Raw genomic sequence first — 18,048 nt, forward strand, 5'->3', positions numbered from 1 at the left:
TAATATAGCAAAAGCCTCCCACAAAATGGGAGGCTTTTTTTTATAAACATATTAATCACAAACAATACTTAAAATGAACAATCTAAAACAAAAACAAATGAACACGTGTAATGTCAAATCGATGATTTGTGCAAAAGCCATGATGTGTATTTGTGTCTGTTGATTCCGAAAGTATAAGTTTATAACACAACTTAAAACCCTTTTGGATACGTTTCTAAAAGGGTTTTTTGTTTTTATATTCCGAAATTCGGGATGTTTCAGAATCAGGAAATCAACAATTTAAAAATAAAGGAACTGAAACGAATTCAGTTTAAAATATAAATTCAATTATCTAAAAATTAAAAAAATTATGAGCACTCAAAAATTTGCCACAAATGCATTACACGCAGGACACGACGTTACAAAAACAGCAGGAACCAGAGCGGTACCTATTTATCAAACCAGTTCTTATGTATTTAATAACTCGGATCATGCAGCCAATTTATTCGGTCTTGCTGAAGCTGGATTTATTTACACTCGATTAAATAATCCAACAAACGATATTCTGGAACAACGATTGGCAGCTCTCGAAGGAGGAATTGCCGCTGTGGTTACTGCTTCAGGAACGGCAGCCATCGCTACTTCATTATTAGTGTTGCTAAAAACAGGAGATCACATCGTTGCCTCCAATAGTTTATACGGTGGAACTTATAATTTATTGAGTGTCACTTTGCCAAGATTGGGAATCACGACGACGTTTGTAGATCCATCTGATGCTTCCAATTTTACTAAAGCTGCCAATGAAAATACGAAAGTGTTTTTTGCAGAAACTTTAGGAAATCCAAAATTAGATGTCTTGGATTTGAAAGCCATTTCGGCGGAAGCCAAAGCATTAAAAGTTCCATTTATTGTGGATAATACCGTTCCTTCTCCTTATTTGTTAAACCCAATTGAATATGGAGCCAATATTGTGATTCATTCCTTGACTAAATATATTGCAGGAAACGGAACGTCGCTTGGTGGTGCAGTTATTGATGCAGGAACATTTGATTGGAGTAGTGGAAAGTTTCCTGAATTTACGGAACCATCAGCAGCGTATCACGGATTGGTTTATCATGAAGCGCTAGGAAATGCCGCTTTTATTGCTAAAGTTCGAATTGAAGGATTGCGGGATTATGGAGCAGCTTTGAGTCCGTTTAATGCGTTTCAGATTATTCAGGGACTAGAAACCTTACCCATTCGCGTCCAGAAGCACAGCGAAAACGGATTGGCTTTAGCGCAATGGTTAGAAAAACAAGATGCGGTTGCTTGGGTGAATTATCCAGGATTGAAGTCCAGTAAATATTACGATTTGGCAATACAGTATTTACCTAAAGGGCAAAACGGTTTGTTAACTTTCGGTCTAAAAGGAGGTTTTGAAGCCGCCAAGAAAGTGGCCGATGAAACGAAATTATTTTCGCTTTTGGCCAATATTGGAGATACAAAATCATTGATTATTCATCCGGCGAGTACCACGCATCAGCAGTTATCAGATGCAGAACAGGTCGCAACTGGTGTGACCAAAGATTTAATCAGACTATCGGTTGGGCTGGAAGATATCGAAGATTTGAAAGCCGATTTACAAGCCGTTTTCGAAAATTTAAAAGTATAAGCAGAAACATATTTGAACTTAGGGAAACTGAATTCAATATGTTTTATAAAAAAGTAGAACATCTAAAAATAAAACATCATGAAAACATTAAAATATATTTCAAAAGCAATTCAGTTTCTTACAAGTTGGAATGGAAAAACAAAAGCAAATGCTGCAGATCAACCTCACTTTGAAATAACACGTACAAGGTTTGGCATCAATCTAAAACAAGCTTCGGCTCCTGATAAAGTATCTAATTCTTTGTTTTTTCACATGTATTCTGAAGAAAATGAAGCGTTATTTATCTAAAAAATTAGATTAGAAAATAACTAAATTTAAAAAAAAACAGCAACGGATAGCGTCTGTTTATAAGCGCTTTTCGATGCTGTTTTTAATTTTAAATAAAAAACCAACAGCTGTAAAATTTGGTTGTTTAAAAAAATAGTGGTTAATTTGTGCCTTTAAGTTCAGAAACGTATTGAAATGTTATAAAGAAAGGCAGAGGGATTAGACCCGATGAAGCCTTAGCAACCCTTCGGTAAATCGAAGAAGGTGCTGCATTCTACCTTTATTTTGATTTTTTTCAGAAACTAAAGGAAAGATAACTCACAAGAATTCTTCTAGTTCACTTCTAGCTTTCTTTCTAATATTTCCAGACACAAATCAAAAATCACAAAAGATTTGAAATTGGAAAATAAACCAACTCATATTGCCTTACAAAATTTCACTACCGAAAGTGGTGCTTTTTATGCTACCGTAAACTTAAGTTTTCAAGTTTTTGGACAGGCATTACATACAGCTCCGATAGTTTTGGTCAATCACGCCTTGACGGGTAACTCACAAGTAGTGGGCGCAACCGGCTGGTGGAATGATTTAATTGGCGAAAATAAAACTATCGATACCCAAAAATATACCATTTTAGCTTTTAATGTTCCAGGAAACGGATTTGATGGTTTTCTAATAGAAAAGTATGCAGATTTTACCGCCAGAGATATTGCCAGAATTTTTATTGATGGAATAAAATGTCTTAAAATTAGACAACTTTATGCTATTATTGGTGGTTCTGTAGGAGGAGGGATTGCTTGGGAAATGGCCGCATTAGAACCAAGAATTACCCAACATTTAATACCAATTGCAACCGATTGGAAATCGACAGATTGGCTGATTGCTAATTGTTTTTTGCAGGAGCAAATACTCAATAATTCTTTAAAACCTATTGAAGACGCCCGCATTCACGCCATGTTGTGTTACCGAACTCCAGAATCTTTCAAAGCAAAATTTCAAAGAACAACGAATGAAGAATTAGCCATTTTTAATATAGAAAGTTGGTTGGGGCATCACGGAAATAAATTGCAAAAACGGTTTCAACTTTCCTCTTATAAACTGATGAATCAATTGTTGAAGACTATAGATATTACAAGAAATAAAGGCACTTTTGAAGAAATAGCTGCTAAAATTGAAGCCAATATCCATATTATAGCCATTGATTCTGATTTGTTTTTTACAGCACAGGAGAACAAAGCAACTTATGAAGAGTTGAAAAAATATAAAAATAATGTTTCGTATCAAGAAATAAAATCCATTCATGGACATGATGCTTTTTTGATAGAATATAAACAATTAGATAATTTGTTGTCGGCTATTTTTTAGTCACAACCTTATAAAAGACACAAAATGAAAGTATTAAAATTTGGCGGTAAATCGTTATCCAACGGAGAAGGTTTAAATAAAGTGATTACGATTATTACGGATAAAGTAAATCAAGGTGAAGAAATTGCTATTGTAGTTTCGGCAAGAGGAAATGCAACGGATGAATTAGAAGAAATTTTAGGAATTGCAGCTATAAACGGGGATTACAAACCGTTATTTGAAGATTTTAAAACCTACCAACAATCCGATTTTACTGAGGTAGATTTGTCTAAAGAATTCAGTGTATTAGAAAAACTTTTTGAAGGAGTAAGCCTGATTGGAGATTACAGTAAAAAAATAAAAGACCAAATTTTATCGAAAGGGGAATTGATTTCTGCAAAATTGCTAACGGCTATTTTAATAAAAAATGGAGTAAATGCTAAATTTGCCGATTCAAGAGAATTGATAAAAACCGATTCTAAATTTGGAGATGCACAGCCATTAGAACAAATTTCGAAGAAAAACGTGATTCAGTTTTTCAAGCAAAATAATGAAACTGTAAATATAATCACTGGATTTATTGGTTCAAATACCAATAATGATACCACAACTTTAGGAAGAAACGGAAGTAATTATACGGCTTCTTTGATCGCTAATTACCTTGACGCCGAAGAGCTTCAAAATTATACACACGTTGACGGCATTTATACCGCAAATCCGGAATTAGTAACCGACGCTAAAAAAATTGATTTTTTATCTTTTAATGAAGCGAATGAAATAGCTAATTTTGGTGCGACCATTTTGCACGCCAAAACGATTATTCCTTTATTGGAAAAAAATATTCCGCTTCGTATTTTAAACACATTCAATCATGAAAACAAAGGAACATTAATTCGTTCTAATGCCAGTAAAGAAGGAATCAAAACGCTTTCGGTTCTCGAAAATGTTTCTTTGGTAAATTTAGAAGGACGAGGATTGTTAGGAAAAACTGGTGTTGACGCCCGTATTTTCCGTGTGATGGGAGATAATAATATTAGTGTAAGTATCATTTCGCAAGGTTCTTCCGAAAGAGGAATTGGCTTAGTAGTTGACGCTGACAAAGCCACTTTAGCGATGATTGAATTAGAGAAAGAGTTTGAAAATGACTTTTATTCTAAAGATGTAAATAGAATTACAATTACCGATGATGTTTCGGTAATTTCTATTATCGGTCAGGATTTGAGCACTTTTCATAAGCCATACACCGCCTTAATTAAAAATAAAATTGTTCCAATTCTTTTCAATAATACTGTAACAGGTAAAAACGTGAGTTTGGTGGTGAAAAAATCACAATTAAACAGAGCGTTAAATGTAATTCATGGAGAGATTTTTGGAGTTTCAAAGAAAATAAACATTGCTATTTTTGGACACGGTTTAGTGGGCGGAACTTTGATTAATCAAATCTTAGAATCAGCGGCGACTATCGAAAAAAGAAAAGATATTAAGTTGAATGTTTTTGCGATAGCCAATTCTAAAAACGTGTTGTTGAATAAAAATGGAGTAACACCAAATTGGAGAAATGAAATTCAAAATAATGGTTTCTCTTATACAATAGAAGATGTAATTGCTTACGCCAATGAACACCATTTAGAGAATTTAATTGCAATTGATAATACAGCAAGCGCCACTTTTGTTGAGAATTATATTCCTTTAATAGAAAGCAGTTTCGATTTGATTTCGTCTAATAAAGTAGCCAATACATTAAGCTATAGTTTTTATAAAAAATTACGAAAAGTACTAGCCGATAATCAAAAGAGCTATTTATATGAAACGAATGTGGGTGCAGGATTGCCATTGATTGACACAATAAAATTATTGCATCTTTCAGGTGAAAATATCACGAAGATTAAAGGAGTTTTCTCCGGAACATTGAGTTATTTGTTTAATAATTTCTCTGCAAAAGACGTTCCGTTTAGTGACATTTTAAAAGAAGCTATTGATAACGGATATACGGAACCAGATCCAAGAGAAGACCTTTGTGGGAATGATGTAGGTCGAAAATTATTAATTTTGGCAAGAGAATTAGATTTGCAAAATGAATTTGAGGAAATCGAAATTCAGAATTTAATCCCGGAACATTTACGTGAAGGAAGCGCTTCGGAATTTTTGACAAAATTGAAGGAATTTGATCCTATTTATACTGCTATAAAAGAAAATCAAGCGCCTAATCACGTGTTGCGTTACATTGGTGAATTATCCGGAGATTTACAAGGAGATAAAGGAAATCTAGAAGTGAAATTAGTTTCAGTGCCATCAGATACCGCTTTAGGCGGATTAAAAGGTTCTGATTCATTCTTCGAAATTTATACGGAATCGTATGGCGACAGACCAATCGTAATTCAAGGTGCCGGTGCCGGTTCTGCTGTAACCGCGAGAGGTGTTTTTGGAGATATCTTGAGGTTGTCAGATAAAGGGTAAGGATTTTAGATTTAAAAAAAAAACAATAATGAAAATAACATTAGACAGAGTAAACGAAAATTTCCATTTTCAATTAAAAAATGAGCGTGGACATATTGTAAATGTAGATGCCAGACCTGATTTTGGAGGGAATGATATGGGACCAAGCCCAATGGAATTAATTTTAATGGGAGTTGCTGGTTGCAGCGGAATTGATATGATTTCAATTTTAAAGAAGCAACGCCAGGAAATCACTTCTTTCAAAGCTGATGTTGAAGGAGAGCGCGTGCAAGTTGGAGAAGCAAAACCTTTTAAAGATATTTATGTGGTTTTTTCTCTGGAAGGAAATATTAAAGAAGATAAAGCAGCAAAAGCGGCCCAACTTTCTTTCGAAAAATACTGCTCAGTTTCAAAAACATTAGAACCAACGGCAACAATACATTATAAAGTAGTTTTGAATGGAGTGGAATTAGCCAAAATCTAATTTCATTATTTTAAATCTTATACTTTACACTTTTTAATAAAAAAAAATGAACGAACAAGAATTTGGTTTTGAAACCCTAGCTATACGCAATCAATTAGAACGCACTCAATATTTAGAGCATTCCGTGCCTTTGTACTTAACTTCTAGTTTTGTATTTGAAGATGCCGAAGACATGCGTGCTTCATTTGCTGAAGAGAAAGACAGGAATATTTATTCCCGTTACAGCAACCCGAATACGAACGAGTTTATCGATAAAGTTTGCCAAATGGAAGGGGCAGAATCTGGTTTTGCTTTTGCATCCGGAATGGCAGCAGTATATTCTACCTTGGCTGCATTGTTAAACTCGGGAGATCATATCGTTTCTGCAGGAAGCGTTTTTGGTGCAACACACTCTTTGTTTGTTAATTATTTTCCAAAATGGGGGATTGAAACCACTTATTTTGATATTAATAAACCCGAAACTATTGAAAGTTGTATCAAACCAAATACTAAAATTCTTTTTGCTGAATCGCCTACGAATCCAGCAATAGATATTATTGATTTGGAATTACTAGGAGCTATTGCTAAAAAACACAATCTGATTTTGGTTATCGACAACTGTTTTGCAACACCTTATTTGCAACAACCTATTAAATGGGGAGCGCATTTGGTAGTGCATTCAGCAACAAAATTAATGGATGGTCAAGGTAGAGTTCTAGGCGGAATAACTGTTGGTGATGCTGAATTGATTCAAAAAATCTATTTATTTTCTCGACTTACGGGTCCTTCTTTATCACCGTTTAATGCCTGGGTATTGTCTAAAAGTTTAGAAACTTTGGCAATTCGTTTAGACAGACATTGTGAAAATGCGATGAAAGTAGCTGAGTTTTTAGAACAACATCCTAACGTAAATAAGGTAAAATATCCGTTCTTGAAATCTCACCCACAATATACAATTGCTCAAAAACAAATGAAATTGGGTGGTAATATTGTTGCTTTCGAAATCAAAGGTGGTCTTGAAGCAGGAAGAGCTTTCTTGGATAAAATAAAACTGTGTTCGTTGTCACCTAATTTAGGAGATAGCAGAACTATTGTAACACATCCCGCATCTACTACACACAGTAAATTATCTGTTGAAGAACGTTTGGCAGTTAGTATTACCGATGGATTGGTTCGTGTTTCAGTAGGTTTAGAAACCGTAAAAGATGTAATTGCTGATTTGGAACAAGCACTTTCATAAAAATTCAAATTTCAGAATACCGATTTTTGATTGTAAATTTGATGTCAATTAAAAATCGGTATTTTTTTTATATCATTTATAAATCTTTTTTTAAAATGCTCTCAAAGAAAACAAAATATGGAATAAAAGCATTGAGTTTTTTGGCTCGCCAAGAAGACCAAACTCCTGTGCAAATTGCTGAAATTGCAAAAGCAGAACATATTTCGATTAAGTTTTTAGAAAGTATTTTATTGCTGTTGCGCCACTCTGGTTTTTTGGGAGCCAAAAAAGGAAAAGGCGGAGGCTACTATTTGATAAAAGATCCAAAAGAAATTAATATGGCCCATGTCTATCGAATTCTCGAAGGACCAATTGCATTATTGCCTTGTGTGAGTCATAATTTTTATGAAAAATGTGACGATTGTGCAGATGAGGTGAATTGTTCGGTACATAAATTAATGACAGAAGTGCGTGATAATACCTTAATGATATTAGAAAATAATACTCTTGCAGACATCTCTTTTAAGCAATAAATTTAAAATTAAGTTTTGTAGTTAGTAAAAAAGTATTATTTTTGCACTTTAATCCACTATCCCGATAGGGTAATAGATTTAAAAATAAATTAATTAGTTGAAATTAAAAAAAATGAGCAAAGAATTGAAGGAGAATAATATTGCAATAAAAACGCAAACGACTTTTGCAGAACGTTTGTGGGTTTTAATCCCTGTAGTTTTGTTAGTAGGATTGTTATCAACACTAGTATTTAACCATTATGATGAGTTTTCTTGGAGTGGATTTATAAGCGGATTTAATCAGGAATTTTTAATCTTTTTCTGTATCGGTGTTTTTGCTCAATTAGTTGACGGAACTTTAGGAATGGGATATGGAGCGACTTCAACTTCGTTTTTATTGGCATATGGAGTGCCTCCGGTTATTAGTAGTACGGGTGTTCACGTTGCCGAAATGTTTACTACAGGAGCTTCTGCTCTTTCGCATCACAGATTTGGAAACATCAACAAAAAATTGGTGAAACACCTTTTGATTCCGGGTGTTTTAGGTTCTATAACAGGAGCTTATTTGTTATCGGATGTGATTGACGGAGATGTGATTAAGCCATTTATAGCCGTATATATGATTGTTTTGGCGGTGATTATCATGAAGAAAGCATTAAAAAAGAATATCGTTAAAAAGAAAACTAAAAGTTTAGATCTTTTAGCTTCTTTCGGTGGATTTATGGATGCTGTTGGCGGTGGCGGATGGGGGCCAATTGTAACGTCTACTTTATTAGGACGTGGACGAAATCCTCGTTATACAATTGGGTCTGTAAATGCAGCAGAATTTGCGGTTTCTTTTGCAAGTGGAATCACATTTATGCTTTTTGGTGGAATCCACGGATGGCAGGTAATTATTGGTTTGATTTTAGGAGGAGTTATAGCGGCGCCACTTGGGGCTTATTTAGTAAACAGAATCCCAAGAAAACCAATGATGATTGCAGTTGGGGTACTAATTATCATTTTGAGTTTAAAAACCTTATCTAAATTATTATAATGAGCACAGCAATTGTAAATACTTTATTAGAAAAAACAGCTGCTTTCAGTATTGAGGAAACGCTTTCGTTTTTAGCTAATGAATACAAAGATAAAGTAGTTTTTTCGACTTCTTTTGGACAGGAAGATCAGGTGATTACGGCGTTGATAGGTCAGAATAATTTACCGATTACTATTTTCACATTGGATACCGGAAGATTATTTCAAGAGACTTATGATGTTTTTCATAAGACGTTGAAAAAGTATAAAACAAATATTAAAACCTATTTTCCAGACACAACAGCTGTGGAGGAATTATTGAATAAAAAAGGTCCAAACAGTTTCTATGAATCGGTTGAGAACAGAAAAGAATGTTGTTTTATCCGAAAAGTGGCGCCTTTGACTAAAGCGTTGAAAGGAAATGCGATTTGGATTACCGGTTTGAGAGCGGAACAATCAGAAAACAGAAGTGATTTAGCTTTTTTTGAATATGATGCCCATTTTGATATCATCAAATTCAATCCCTTATTAAAATGGACTTTAGAAGAGGTTCAAAAATATATAGACGATAATAATGTACCACAAAATACCTTGCACAAGAAAGGTTTCGTGAGCATTGGTTGCGCGCCTTGTACTAGAGCAATCGCTCCCGGAGAGGATATTCGAGCAGGAAGATGGTCATGGGAATCGAGTCATAAAGAATGTGGTTTACACCAAAAATAAAAGTTTAATCGTTTAGACGAAAACAGATTAACAAAAAAACAAATTACCAAAAAAACAAAGAATGATGAGTTCAATATTGAAAACAAATGCTTTAGAAAGCGAAGCGATATACATTTTTAGAGAAGTAATTTCTCAATTTGACAAACCAGTATTGCTTTTTTCTGGTGGAAAAGATTCGATTACTTTAGTACGCTTAGCGCAAAAAGCATTTTTTCCTGCTAAAATCCCTTTTCCATTGTTGCATGTAGACACGGGACATAACTTTCCGGAAACTATTGAATTTAGAGACAAATTAGTTGCTGAATTAGGATTGGAATTAATCGTTCGTAATGTTCAGGATGCTATTGACGAAGGTAAGGTAGTTGAAGAATCTGGGAAATATTCCAGCAGAAACAGTTTGCAAACAACTACACTTTTGGATGCCATCGAAGAATTCAAATTTGATGCTTGTATTGGTGGTGCGCGTCGTGATGAAGAAAAAGCAAGAGCTAAAGAACGTATTTTTTCCGTTCGTGATGATTTTGGTCAATGGGATGAGAAAAACCAACGTCCGGAATTATTCGATATTTTAAACGGAAAAATCGAAAATGGTCAAAACGTTCGTGTTTTCCCAATTTCGAACTGGACAGAGCTTGATGTTTGGAGTTATATTGAGCAAGAGCAAATCGAAATTCCATCGATTTACTTTTCACACAAACGTAAAGTATTCTTGAGAGACGGTATGATTTGGTCCCATTCACCATTTGTGTACCAAGAAGAAGATGAAGAAATCGAAGAACGAATTGTTCGTTTTAGAACTGTTGGAGATATGAGCTGTACAGCAGCTGTTGATTCTTATGCGGCAACGATTCAAGAGGTGGTTGGCGAAATCAGATCTTCAACTATTTCAGAAAGAGGAGCCAGAATTGATGACAAACGTTCTGAAGCCGCGATGGAGAAAAGAAAACAACAAGGGTATTTTTAGAATTTGATTTTAGAAATTAATAAATAAGTATAAAACATAAGAAGTTGACAAGCATAGCTTTAAACTTTAAACTCAAAATAAAAATGGAAGTTTTAAAAATAGCAACAGCAGGAAGTGTAGATGACGGAAAGAGTACCTTAATCGGGAGATTATTATACGATACAAAATCATTGACTACGGATAAGATTGAAGCAATAGAAAAAAGCAGCAAACAAAAAGGATACGATTACTTAGATTTTTCATTAGCTACCGATGGGTTGGTTGCTGAGAGAGAACAAGGAATTACGATTGATGTGGCGCATATTTATTTTTCGACAGCCAAGAAAAGTTACATTATTGCCGATACTCCGGGTCACGTAGAATATACACGTAACATGGTTACGGGAGCTTCGACTTCGCAGGTTTCGATCATTTTGATTGATGCTCGTAAAGGAGTTATTGAGCAAACTTACAGACACTTTTTTATCAATAATTTATTGAGAGTAAAAGAAGTGATTGTTGCGGTAAACAAAATGGATTTGGTTGATTATTCGGAAGAAGTTTACAACAAAATCAAAGCTGATTTTCAAGCGTTGAACAGCAAAAGTTCATTCAAAGAGCAAAACGTAAGTTATATTCCGTTGAGTGCTATTAATGGAGGAAACGTTGCTGATAAATCAGAAAATATGCCTTGGTATACAGGACAAACTGTATTAGAGCATTTAGAAGCTTTAGAGCCAGAAGATGTTTTTGAAACAGGAAAAGTGCGTTTCCCGGTTCAAACAGTCATCAGACCAAAAACGGAAGAGTACCATGATTTTAGAGGATATGCCGGAAAATTATACGGGAACAATATCAAAGTTGGTGATGCGGTAACGGTTCTTCCTTCTTTGACAGAATCTAAAGTGACTAATATTCACTTTTTTGATCAGCAATTTGATGAAGCGACAGCAGGTTCTTCGATTACTTTGGAACTGGAAAATGATATCAATGTGACAAGAGGCGACATGATTGTAAAATCGAATGAGCTTCCTAAAATCGAAAAAGACATCAATACAACGATTTGTTGGATGGACAGCAAAAAATTAGTTGCTGGCACAAAATATTTGGTACAACACAATACCAACAGAGTTTTGGCAAAAATTGAAAGCGTGAAAAACGTAATCGCTACAGATTATTCTGGAGTTACACCAGCAACTCAATTGGCTATAAATGAAATAGGCGAAGTAAATATTAAATTAAGCAAAGCTTTGTATTTTGATGCCTACAATGACAACAAATCAAACGGCGCTTTTATTTTAATTGATGCTGCAACCAACACAACTGCTGGAGTTGGATTTATAAACTAAATCTAACTTTTGCCAAAAACAACACACAGATGGAAAGTTTTAGAACCGAAATAGAAAACCCGATTGTCCAAAAAGACATTATCGATTTAGAAAGAAAAATTGCTTTATTCCGTGACGGAAAAATTGATGACGAACGTTTCCGCAGCCTTCGTTTGGCGAGAGGAGTTTACGGTCAACGTCAGGAAGGCGTACAAATGATTCGTATCAAATTGCCTTTTGGTAAAGTGACCAGCGAACAATTGTTGCGTATTACTAAAGTTTCTGATGAATATTCAACCGGACGTTTGCACATTACAACGCGCCAGGATATCCAAATTCACTATGTAAGTTTGGACAGAACACCGCAACTTTGGGCTGAATTAGAGAAAGATGATGTTACTTTGAGAGAAGCTTGTGGAAATACCGTGAGAAACATTACGGCTAGCGAAACAGCAGGAATTGATTCAGAAGAACCTTTTGATGTGTCGCCTTACGCGCACGCTATGTTTCAGTTTTTCTTGAGAAATCCGGTTTGTCAGGAAATGGGACGTAAATTCAAAATGTCATTTTCGTCTTCAGATAAAGATACGGCATTGAGTTATTTACACGATTTAGGATTTATTCCAAGAATTGTAAATGGCGAAAGAGGTTTTAAAGTTATGCTAGGTGGAGGATTAGGTTCTCAACCAAGTCATGCCGAATTATTATCAGAATTTATTCCGGTAAACCAAATTATACCAACAACCGAAGGCGTTTTGAGAATTTTTGACCGCTACGGCGAAAGAGCAAAGCGTTTGAAAGCACGTATGAAATTCTTAATCAAAGATTTGGGAAGAGACGAGTTTTTAAGATTGGTGGAAGAAGAGAAAAAAGCGTTGTCTTACCAAACAGTTGAAATAGATACAACAGCTTTTGATGCTGAAATTCCAGCTACTTTATTGGAAGTTCCAAAAGTAGTAATCGAAGATACAGCTGCTTTCGAAGCTTGGAAAAAATCAAATGTAATCGCGCAAAAACAAGCCGGTTATGTAGCGATTGGAATCAAAGTTTTATTGGGTGATTTTTATACAGATAAAGCGAGATTATTAGCTGATTTGATCAAAAATTATGCAGCGAATGAATTGCGTTTTTCTTTGAGACAAGACATATTAATTCGTCACGTAAAAGAAGAAAATTTACCTTTTTTCTACCAAGAATTAGCCAAATTAGATTTTGTGGCTTTGGGTTACAATACCATTTCAGATATTACAGCTTGTCCGGGAACAGATACTTGTAATTTAGGAATTGCAAGCAGCACCGGAATCGCAGTAGAACTGGAAAGAGTTTTAGAAACAGAATATCCACAATACAGCAACAATCAAGAAATCACGATTAAAATCAGTGGTTGTATGAATGCTTGTGGACAACATAATATGGCCGAAATTGGTTTTCAGGGAATGTCAATTAATTCAGGAAAATTAGTGGCGCCAGCATTACAAGTATTATTGGGCGGAGGAAATTTAGGAAATGGAAACGGAAGATTTTCGGATAAAGTAATCAAAATTCCAAGTAGAAGAGGACCTGATGCCTTGAGATTGATTTTAAATGATTTTGAAGCAAACGGAAACGGACAATCATTCTTGAATTATTATGATGCCAAAGGCGAAAAATATTTCTACGAATTTTTGAAACCATTAGCTGATTTGACTAATCTTACCGAAGCTGATTTTGTAGATTGGGGAAATGCAGATAATTACGTAAAAGCAGTTGGAGTAGGAGAATGCGCCGGAGTGGTTATTGATTTAGTGGCTACTTTAATCTTTGAAGCCAAAGATAAAATGACTTTCGCACAAGAAGCTTTCGAAGAAGGAAAATGGTCAGATGCAATTTATTTGGCGTATGCCGGATTTGTAAACGGAGCTAAAGCATTATTGCTTGCAGAAAACCAAAAAACAAATCACCATGCGGGAATCATCGATTTATTTGATACGGTTTTTATCGAAAGCAATAAAATCGAGTTGGATTCAACATTCAAAGATTTAGTGTACCAAATTAAAGCGAATGAGCCTTCTGAAGCGTTTGCACAAAAATACATTCAAGAAGGAATCGCCTTTTTTCAAAATATAGAAAAATACAGAGCAAAAGATTTAGCTGATGCATAAAACAATTCAACCCAAAGTAACTTTAGTAGGCGCTGGTCCTGGCGATCCGGATTTGATTACTCTGAAAGGAGTAAAAGCACTTGCTGAAGCAAATGTGGTTTTGTATGATGCTTTGGCCAATGAGGAAATAATGAATCATGCACCAAAAACGGCCATAAAAATATTTGTTGGTAAACGAAAAGGATGTCATGAATATACGCAAGACCAAATTAATCAATTGATTGTTGATAATGCGCTTACGTATGGAAATGTTGTTCGATTGAAAGGTGGCGATCCGTTTATTTTTGGTCGTGGAAGTGAAGAAATTGAATACGCAGAAAGTTTTGGAATCCCTACATTTGTAGTGCCTGGAATTTCATCTTCGATTGCAGTTCCCGCTTATCAAGGAATTTCTTTGACAAAAAGAGGAACTTCCGAAAGTTTTTGGGTAATTACGGGTACAACATCTGATAGAAAATTGTCAAATGATGTGGCGTTAGCTGCTCAATCATCCGCAACTGTTGTGATTTTGATGGGAATGAGCAAATTATCACAAATTGTTTCATTATTCCAAAAAGAATCCAAAGGAGAAACGCCTGTTGCAATTATTCAAAATGGAACCACTGCAAACGAGAAAATTGGAGTTGGAACTATAAATAATATTCAAAAAGTTGTTGCCGAAAATAATTTGAGTTCACCAGCAATAATAGTTATTGGAGAAGTTGTTAAAGAAAGCAATAAGTTGAAAGGATTTTACGAAGAATTTCTTTCAAACGAAATACGATTATAATGGAAAGAAATGAATTATATCCTGTTTTTTTGAAACTACAAAACCTGAATGTGTTGATTGTAGGCGGAGGAAACGTGGGTTTAGAAAAATTATCTTTCATGTTGAAATCGAGTCCAAATGCAAATGTTGAGGTCGTGGCGCCCAGGTTTTTACCAGAACTGGAAAGCTTGGCTGAAAAACATCCTTCGGTACAATTGACCTATAAAAAGTTCAATCGCTGGATGCTTCGCAAACGCCACATGGTAATTGCCTGCACTGATGATTTGAAAGTAAATAAAAGAGTATTCGACTTGTGTCGAAAAAGACATTTGATTTGTAACATTGCCGATACACCAGATTTGTGTGATTATTATTTGGGCGGAATTGTAACCAAAGGGAATGTGAAAATTGCTATTTCAACCAACGGAAAATCACCAACAACTGCCAAAAGATTACGGGAATTTTTTGAAGAAATCATTCCGGACGATATTAATAAAATGGTCGAAAACCTAAATGAATATCGCAAAACGCTAAAAGGGAATTTCGAAGAAAAAGTTCAAAAGATGAACGAAATCACCGAAGCATTAAAAAACAAAGAATAAAGACCTAATAGTATAGACGAGTGATATTTATCACTTAATGAAACAAAAATCATTCGTTCATTTGCGGGTAATAAAAGATAAAGCATAATTATAAAAGAGTAAAATTAAAAATAATGGTTAAAACAGACATACTTATAATAGGAGCAGGTCCGACTGGATTATTTGCCGTTTTTGAAGCAGGATTATTAAAATTAAAATGTCACATTTTGGATGCCTTACCACAACCGGGAGGACAACTTTCAGAATTGTATCCAAAAAAACCAATCTATGATATTCCTGGTTTTCCAGAAGTATTAGCAGGGGATTTGGTTGACAATTTAATGGAACAAATCAAGCAATTCGAGCCAGGATTTACTCTTGGAGAACGTGCTGAAACTATTGAAAAACAAGAAGACGGAACTTTTATAGTAACTTCAAATAAAGGGAAAAAATTCCATGCGCCAGTAATCGCTATTGCCGGTGGATTAGGAAGTTTTGAACCAAGAAAACCACTTATTGAAGATATTGAGTTTTATGAAAATAAAGGAATCAAATACTTTATCAAAAACCCGGAAAAATTCAGAGACAAAAGAGTAGTAATTGCCGGAGGTGGTGATTCTGCTTTAGACTGGAGTATTTTCTTGTCTAATGTAGCTTCAGAAGTAACTTTGATTCACCGTAGAAACGAATTTAGAGGCGCTTTAGATTCTGTAGAAAAAGTACAAGAATTAAAATCAGCCGGAAAAATCAAAATGATTACTCCTGGAGAAGTCGTAGGAATAAATGGAGCAGAACATATAGAATCTGTTGTTGTAGCTGATGACAATGGAGCAAAAAGAACCATTGAAACAGATTATTTCATTCCGCTTTTTGGATTAACTCCAAAATTAGGACCTATCGGAGACTGGGGATTAGAGATTGAAAAAAATGCAATCAAAGTAAATAACGCTTTAGATTATCAAACCAATATTCCGGGAATTTTTGCCATTGGAGACGTAAATACCTATCCAGGAAAACTAAAATTGATTCTTTGTGGATTCCACGAAGCGACCATAATGTGCCAGGCAGCCTACCAAATCATCAATCCAGGAAAAAAATATGTACTAAAATACACAACAGTTTCTGGTGTAGACGGATTTGACGGAACTCGTAAAGAGGCTCCAAAAGCGGTTGTGAAAGCTATCGTATAACAACTTATACTAAAAGTAATCAAAAAATGTAGCGCTAATACTTGCAAGTATTAGCGCTATGTGTTTACTTTGCACTGTTCCTATTTGTATTGAACGTTATCACGAAAGGCGGAGGGAAAGACCCGATGAAACCTTAGCAACCCTTTACCTTAAAGAAGGTGCTACATTCTACTTTATTCCAAATTCATTTCGGAAACAAAAGATAGATAACACAAGAATACTGTCGAAGTATTTCTTAACCCTTTTTCTGACAACATTTTAATATTTATATGCTGAATTTATTTCAGTATCAGAAGCGAATAATTTGGCATTTTTTTTGCCGAAAATTTTCCTGCTGTACGCTATATCTTTCATGCCAAACACTGGCATAAAAGGATATCTCTTCCATCAGGGCTAAAAGTAAAAATTTGTGATTTTTTGGTTTGATTTTAATCATCAACACACAACAATTCAAAAATATAATATGTCAACAATTCAAGAAGCCATCAAAAAAAACATACTCGTACTCGATGGAGCTATGGGGACCATGTTGCAACGCTACAATTTCTCGGAAGAAGATTTTCGTGGCGAACGTTTCAAGGATTTTCCACATTCTCTAAAAGGGAATAACGATTTATTATCACTTACCCAGCCAGAAGCTATCAAAGCAGTGCATGCCGCTTATTTTGAAGCTGGATCCGATATTGTAGAAACCAATACATTCTCCGGTACCACAATCGGAATGGCTGATTATCACTTGGAAGATTTAGTTTACGAACTCAACTACGAATCGGCAAAATTAGCCCGTGAAGTAGCCGATGAATTCACCGCAAAAAATCCCGAAAAACCGCGTTTTGTAGCCGGTTCAATCGGACCAACAAACAGAACAGCAAGTATGTCGCCAGATGTAAACGATCCAGGGTACAGAGCCGTAACTTTTGATGATTTGCGTATTGCATACAAACAACAAGTCGAAGCCTTAATGGACGGTGGTTGCGATTTATTATTGGTAGAAACTATTTTTGACACTTTAAATGCCAAAGCAGCACTTTTTGCCATCGAAGAAGTCAAAGACGAACGTAATATTGATATTCCAATCATGGTTTCGGGAACCATTACCGATGCTTCAGGAAGAACACTTTCCGGGCAAACAGTAGAGGCGTTTTTGGTTTCGGTTTCACATATTCCTTTGTTGAGTGTAGGTTTTAATTGCGCTTTGGGAGCAGATTTATTGAAGCCTTATTTACAAACTTTGGCACACAATACTTCCTTTAATGTTTCGGCACATCCGAATGCAGGATTGCCAAATGCTTTTGGAGAATACGATGAAACACCAGAACAGATGCAGGTATTTATCAAAGAATATTTAGACGATAATTTAATAAATATAATAGGCGGTTGTTGCGGAACAACTCCGGAACACATCAAGTTGATTGCGGATATTGCAAAGGATTACAAACCGAGAGTTTCAACAGCAACGATGTAGCAATTTATTGCATCTAAATTACAGCTGTAAATTTATAAGAGATAGAT

The 18,048-nt window shown here is 35.1% G+C and carries 16 protein-coding genes and 2 riboswitches; all 16 genes read left to right on the plus strand.

All coding sequences use genetic code 11. The features are described from left to right. The first annotated feature begins 349 nt into the window (after window positions 1–349). Window positions 350–1,630: an O-acetylhomoserine aminocarboxypropyltransferase/cysteine synthase family protein gene (locus tag O6P34_RS06695; RefSeq protein WP_269686553.1), complete on the plus strand. Its 1,281-nt coding sequence runs from the start codon at window positions 350–352 to the stop codon at window positions 1,628–1,630. A 78-nt stretch (window positions 1,631–1,708) separates the two neighbouring features. Further along, window positions 1,709–1,918: a hypothetical protein gene (locus O6P34_RS06700; RefSeq protein WP_269686554.1), complete on the plus strand. Its 210-nt coding sequence runs from the start codon at window positions 1,709–1,711 to the stop codon at window positions 1,916–1,918. Window positions 1,919–2,092: 174 nt separating this feature from the next. Further along, a riboswitch (SAM riboswitch) is annotated at window positions 2,093–2,217 on the plus strand. A gap of 79 nt (window positions 2,218–2,296) precedes the next feature. After that, entirely contained in the window at window positions 2,297–3,259 is a 963-nt protein-coding gene (locus O6P34_RS06705) for an alpha/beta fold hydrolase (RefSeq protein ID WP_349293443.1), read from the plus strand. Window positions 3,260–3,283: 24 nt separating this feature from the next. Further along, entirely contained in the window at window positions 3,284–5,695 is a 2,412-nt protein-coding gene (gene thrA, locus O6P34_RS06710; RefSeq protein ID WP_269686556.1) for a bifunctional aspartate kinase/homoserine dehydrogenase I, read from the plus strand. A gap of 28 nt (window positions 5,696–5,723) precedes the next feature. Then, on the plus strand, window positions 5,724–6,158 hold the full coding sequence (locus O6P34_RS06715) for an OsmC family protein (protein ID WP_269686557.1): 435 nt from the start codon (window positions 5,724–5,726) through the stop codon (window positions 6,156–6,158). Window positions 6,159–6,204: 46 nt separating this feature from the next. Further along, window positions 6,205–7,377, plus strand: a complete 1,173-nt coding sequence (locus O6P34_RS06720) for a trans-sulfuration enzyme family protein (protein ID WP_269686558.1) — start codon at window positions 6,205–6,207, stop codon at window positions 7,375–7,377. A 95-nt stretch (window positions 7,378–7,472) separates the two neighbouring features. Further along, on the plus strand, window positions 7,473–7,889 hold the full coding sequence (locus O6P34_RS06725; protein WP_269686559.1) for an RrF2 family transcriptional regulator: 417 nt from the start codon (window positions 7,473–7,475) through the stop codon (window positions 7,887–7,889). A 112-nt stretch (window positions 7,890–8,001) separates the two neighbouring features. Continuing rightward, a complete protein-coding gene (locus O6P34_RS06730) occupies window positions 8,002–8,904 on the plus strand; it encodes a sulfite exporter TauE/SafE family protein (RefSeq protein ID WP_269686560.1) in 903 nt (300 codons plus the stop codon). Further along, window positions 8,904–9,605, plus strand: a complete 702-nt coding sequence (locus tag O6P34_RS06735) for a phosphoadenylyl-sulfate reductase (RefSeq protein WP_269686561.1) — start codon at window positions 8,904–8,906, stop codon at window positions 9,603–9,605. The genes O6P34_RS06730 and O6P34_RS06735 overlap by 1 nt, the downstream gene beginning before the upstream one ends. A 64-nt stretch (window positions 9,606–9,669) precedes the next feature. Continuing rightward, window positions 9,670–10,569 carry a sulfate adenylyltransferase subunit CysD gene (cysD, locus tag O6P34_RS06740; protein ID WP_269686738.1) on the plus strand — a complete coding sequence of 300 codons (900 nt, stop codon included), beginning with the start codon at window positions 9,670–9,672 and terminating at the stop codon, window positions 10,567–10,569. Window positions 10,570–10,652: 83 nt separating this feature from the next. Then, window positions 10,653–11,897, plus strand: a complete 1,245-nt coding sequence (locus O6P34_RS06745; protein ID WP_269686562.1) for a sulfate adenylyltransferase subunit 1 — start codon at window positions 10,653–10,655, stop codon at window positions 11,895–11,897. A 29-nt stretch (window positions 11,898–11,926) separates the two neighbouring features. Then, window positions 11,927–14,017, plus strand: a complete 2,091-nt coding sequence (locus O6P34_RS06750) for a HEPN domain-containing protein (protein WP_269686563.1) — start codon at window positions 11,927–11,929, stop codon at window positions 14,015–14,017. Continuing rightward, the gene (gene cobA, locus O6P34_RS06755; protein ID WP_269686564.1) at window positions 14,010–14,786 is read left to right on the plus strand and encodes a uroporphyrinogen-III C-methyltransferase; all 777 of its coding nucleotides are present in this window, start codon (window positions 14,010–14,012) and stop codon (window positions 14,784–14,786) included. The genes O6P34_RS06750 and cobA overlap by 8 nt, the downstream gene beginning before the upstream one ends. Next, window positions 14,786–15,367, plus strand: a complete 582-nt coding sequence (locus O6P34_RS06760; protein ID WP_269686565.1) for a precorrin-2 dehydrogenase/sirohydrochlorin ferrochelatase family protein — start codon at window positions 14,786–14,788, stop codon at window positions 15,365–15,367. The genes cobA and O6P34_RS06760 overlap by 1 nt, the downstream gene beginning before the upstream one ends. Before the next feature lie 113 nt (window positions 15,368–15,480). Continuing rightward, on the plus strand, window positions 15,481–16,536 hold the full coding sequence (locus O6P34_RS06765; protein ID WP_269686566.1) for an NAD(P)/FAD-dependent oxidoreductase: 1,056 nt from the start codon (window positions 15,481–15,483) through the stop codon (window positions 16,534–16,536). A gap of 93 nt (window positions 16,537–16,629) precedes the next feature. Beyond that, window positions 16,630–16,749: riboswitch (SAM riboswitch) on the plus strand. A 250-nt stretch (window positions 16,750–16,999) separates the two neighbouring features. Next, window positions 17,000–18,001 carry a homocysteine S-methyltransferase family protein gene (locus tag O6P34_RS06770; protein ID WP_269686567.1) on the plus strand — a complete coding sequence of 334 codons (1,002 nt, stop codon included), beginning with the start codon at window positions 17,000–17,002 and terminating at the stop codon, window positions 17,999–18,001. Window positions 18,002–18,048: the final 47 nt, after the last annotated feature.

Source organism: Flavobacterium lacustre (assembly GCF_027474525.2).
GTDB lineage: Bacteria > Bacteroidota > Bacteroidia > Flavobacteriales > Flavobacteriaceae > Flavobacterium > Flavobacterium lacustre.

Coding starts and splice junctions, on each gene's coding strand:
- O6P34_RS06695 (WP_269686553.1), top strand. CDS start 350: ATGAGCACTCAAAAATTTGCCACAAATGCATTACACGCAGGACACGAC.
- O6P34_RS06700 (WP_269686554.1), top strand. CDS start 1,709: ATGAAAACATTAAAATATATTTCAAAAGCAATTCAGTTTCTTACAAGT.
- thrA (WP_269686556.1), top strand. CDS start 3,284: ATGAAAGTATTAAAATTTGGCGGTAAATCGTTATCCAACGGAGAAGGT.
- O6P34_RS06715 (WP_269686557.1), top strand. CDS start 5,724: ATGAAAATAACATTAGACAGAGTAAACGAAAATTTCCATTTTCAATTA.
- O6P34_RS06720 (WP_269686558.1), top strand. CDS start 6,205: ATGAACGAACAAGAATTTGGTTTTGAAACCCTAGCTATACGCAATCAA.
- O6P34_RS06725 (WP_269686559.1), top strand. CDS start 7,473: ATGCTCTCAAAGAAAACAAAATATGGAATAAAAGCATTGAGTTTTTTG.
- O6P34_RS06730 (WP_269686560.1), top strand. CDS start 8,002: ATGAGCAAAGAATTGAAGGAGAATAATATTGCAATAAAAACGCAAACG.
- O6P34_RS06735 (WP_269686561.1), top strand. CDS start 8,904: ATGAGCACAGCAATTGTAAATACTTTATTAGAAAAAACAGCTGCTTTC.
- cysD (WP_269686738.1), top strand. CDS start 9,670: ATGAGTTCAATATTGAAAACAAATGCTTTAGAAAGCGAAGCGATATAC.
- O6P34_RS06745 (WP_269686562.1), top strand. CDS start 10,653: ATGGAAGTTTTAAAAATAGCAACAGCAGGAAGTGTAGATGACGGAAAG.
- O6P34_RS06750 (WP_269686563.1), top strand. CDS start 11,927: ATGGAAAGTTTTAGAACCGAAATAGAAAACCCGATTGTCCAAAAAGAC.
- cobA (WP_269686564.1), top strand. CDS start 14,010: ATGCATAAAACAATTCAACCCAAAGTAACTTTAGTAGGCGCTGGTCCT.
- O6P34_RS06760 (WP_269686565.1), top strand. CDS start 14,786: ATGGAAAGAAATGAATTATATCCTGTTTTTTTGAAACTACAAAACCTG.
- O6P34_RS06765 (WP_269686566.1), top strand. CDS start 15,481: ATGGTTAAAACAGACATACTTATAATAGGAGCAGGTCCGACTGGATTA.
- O6P34_RS06770 (WP_269686567.1), top strand. CDS start 17,000: ATGTCAACAATTCAAGAAGCCATCAAAAAAAACATACTCGTACTCGAT.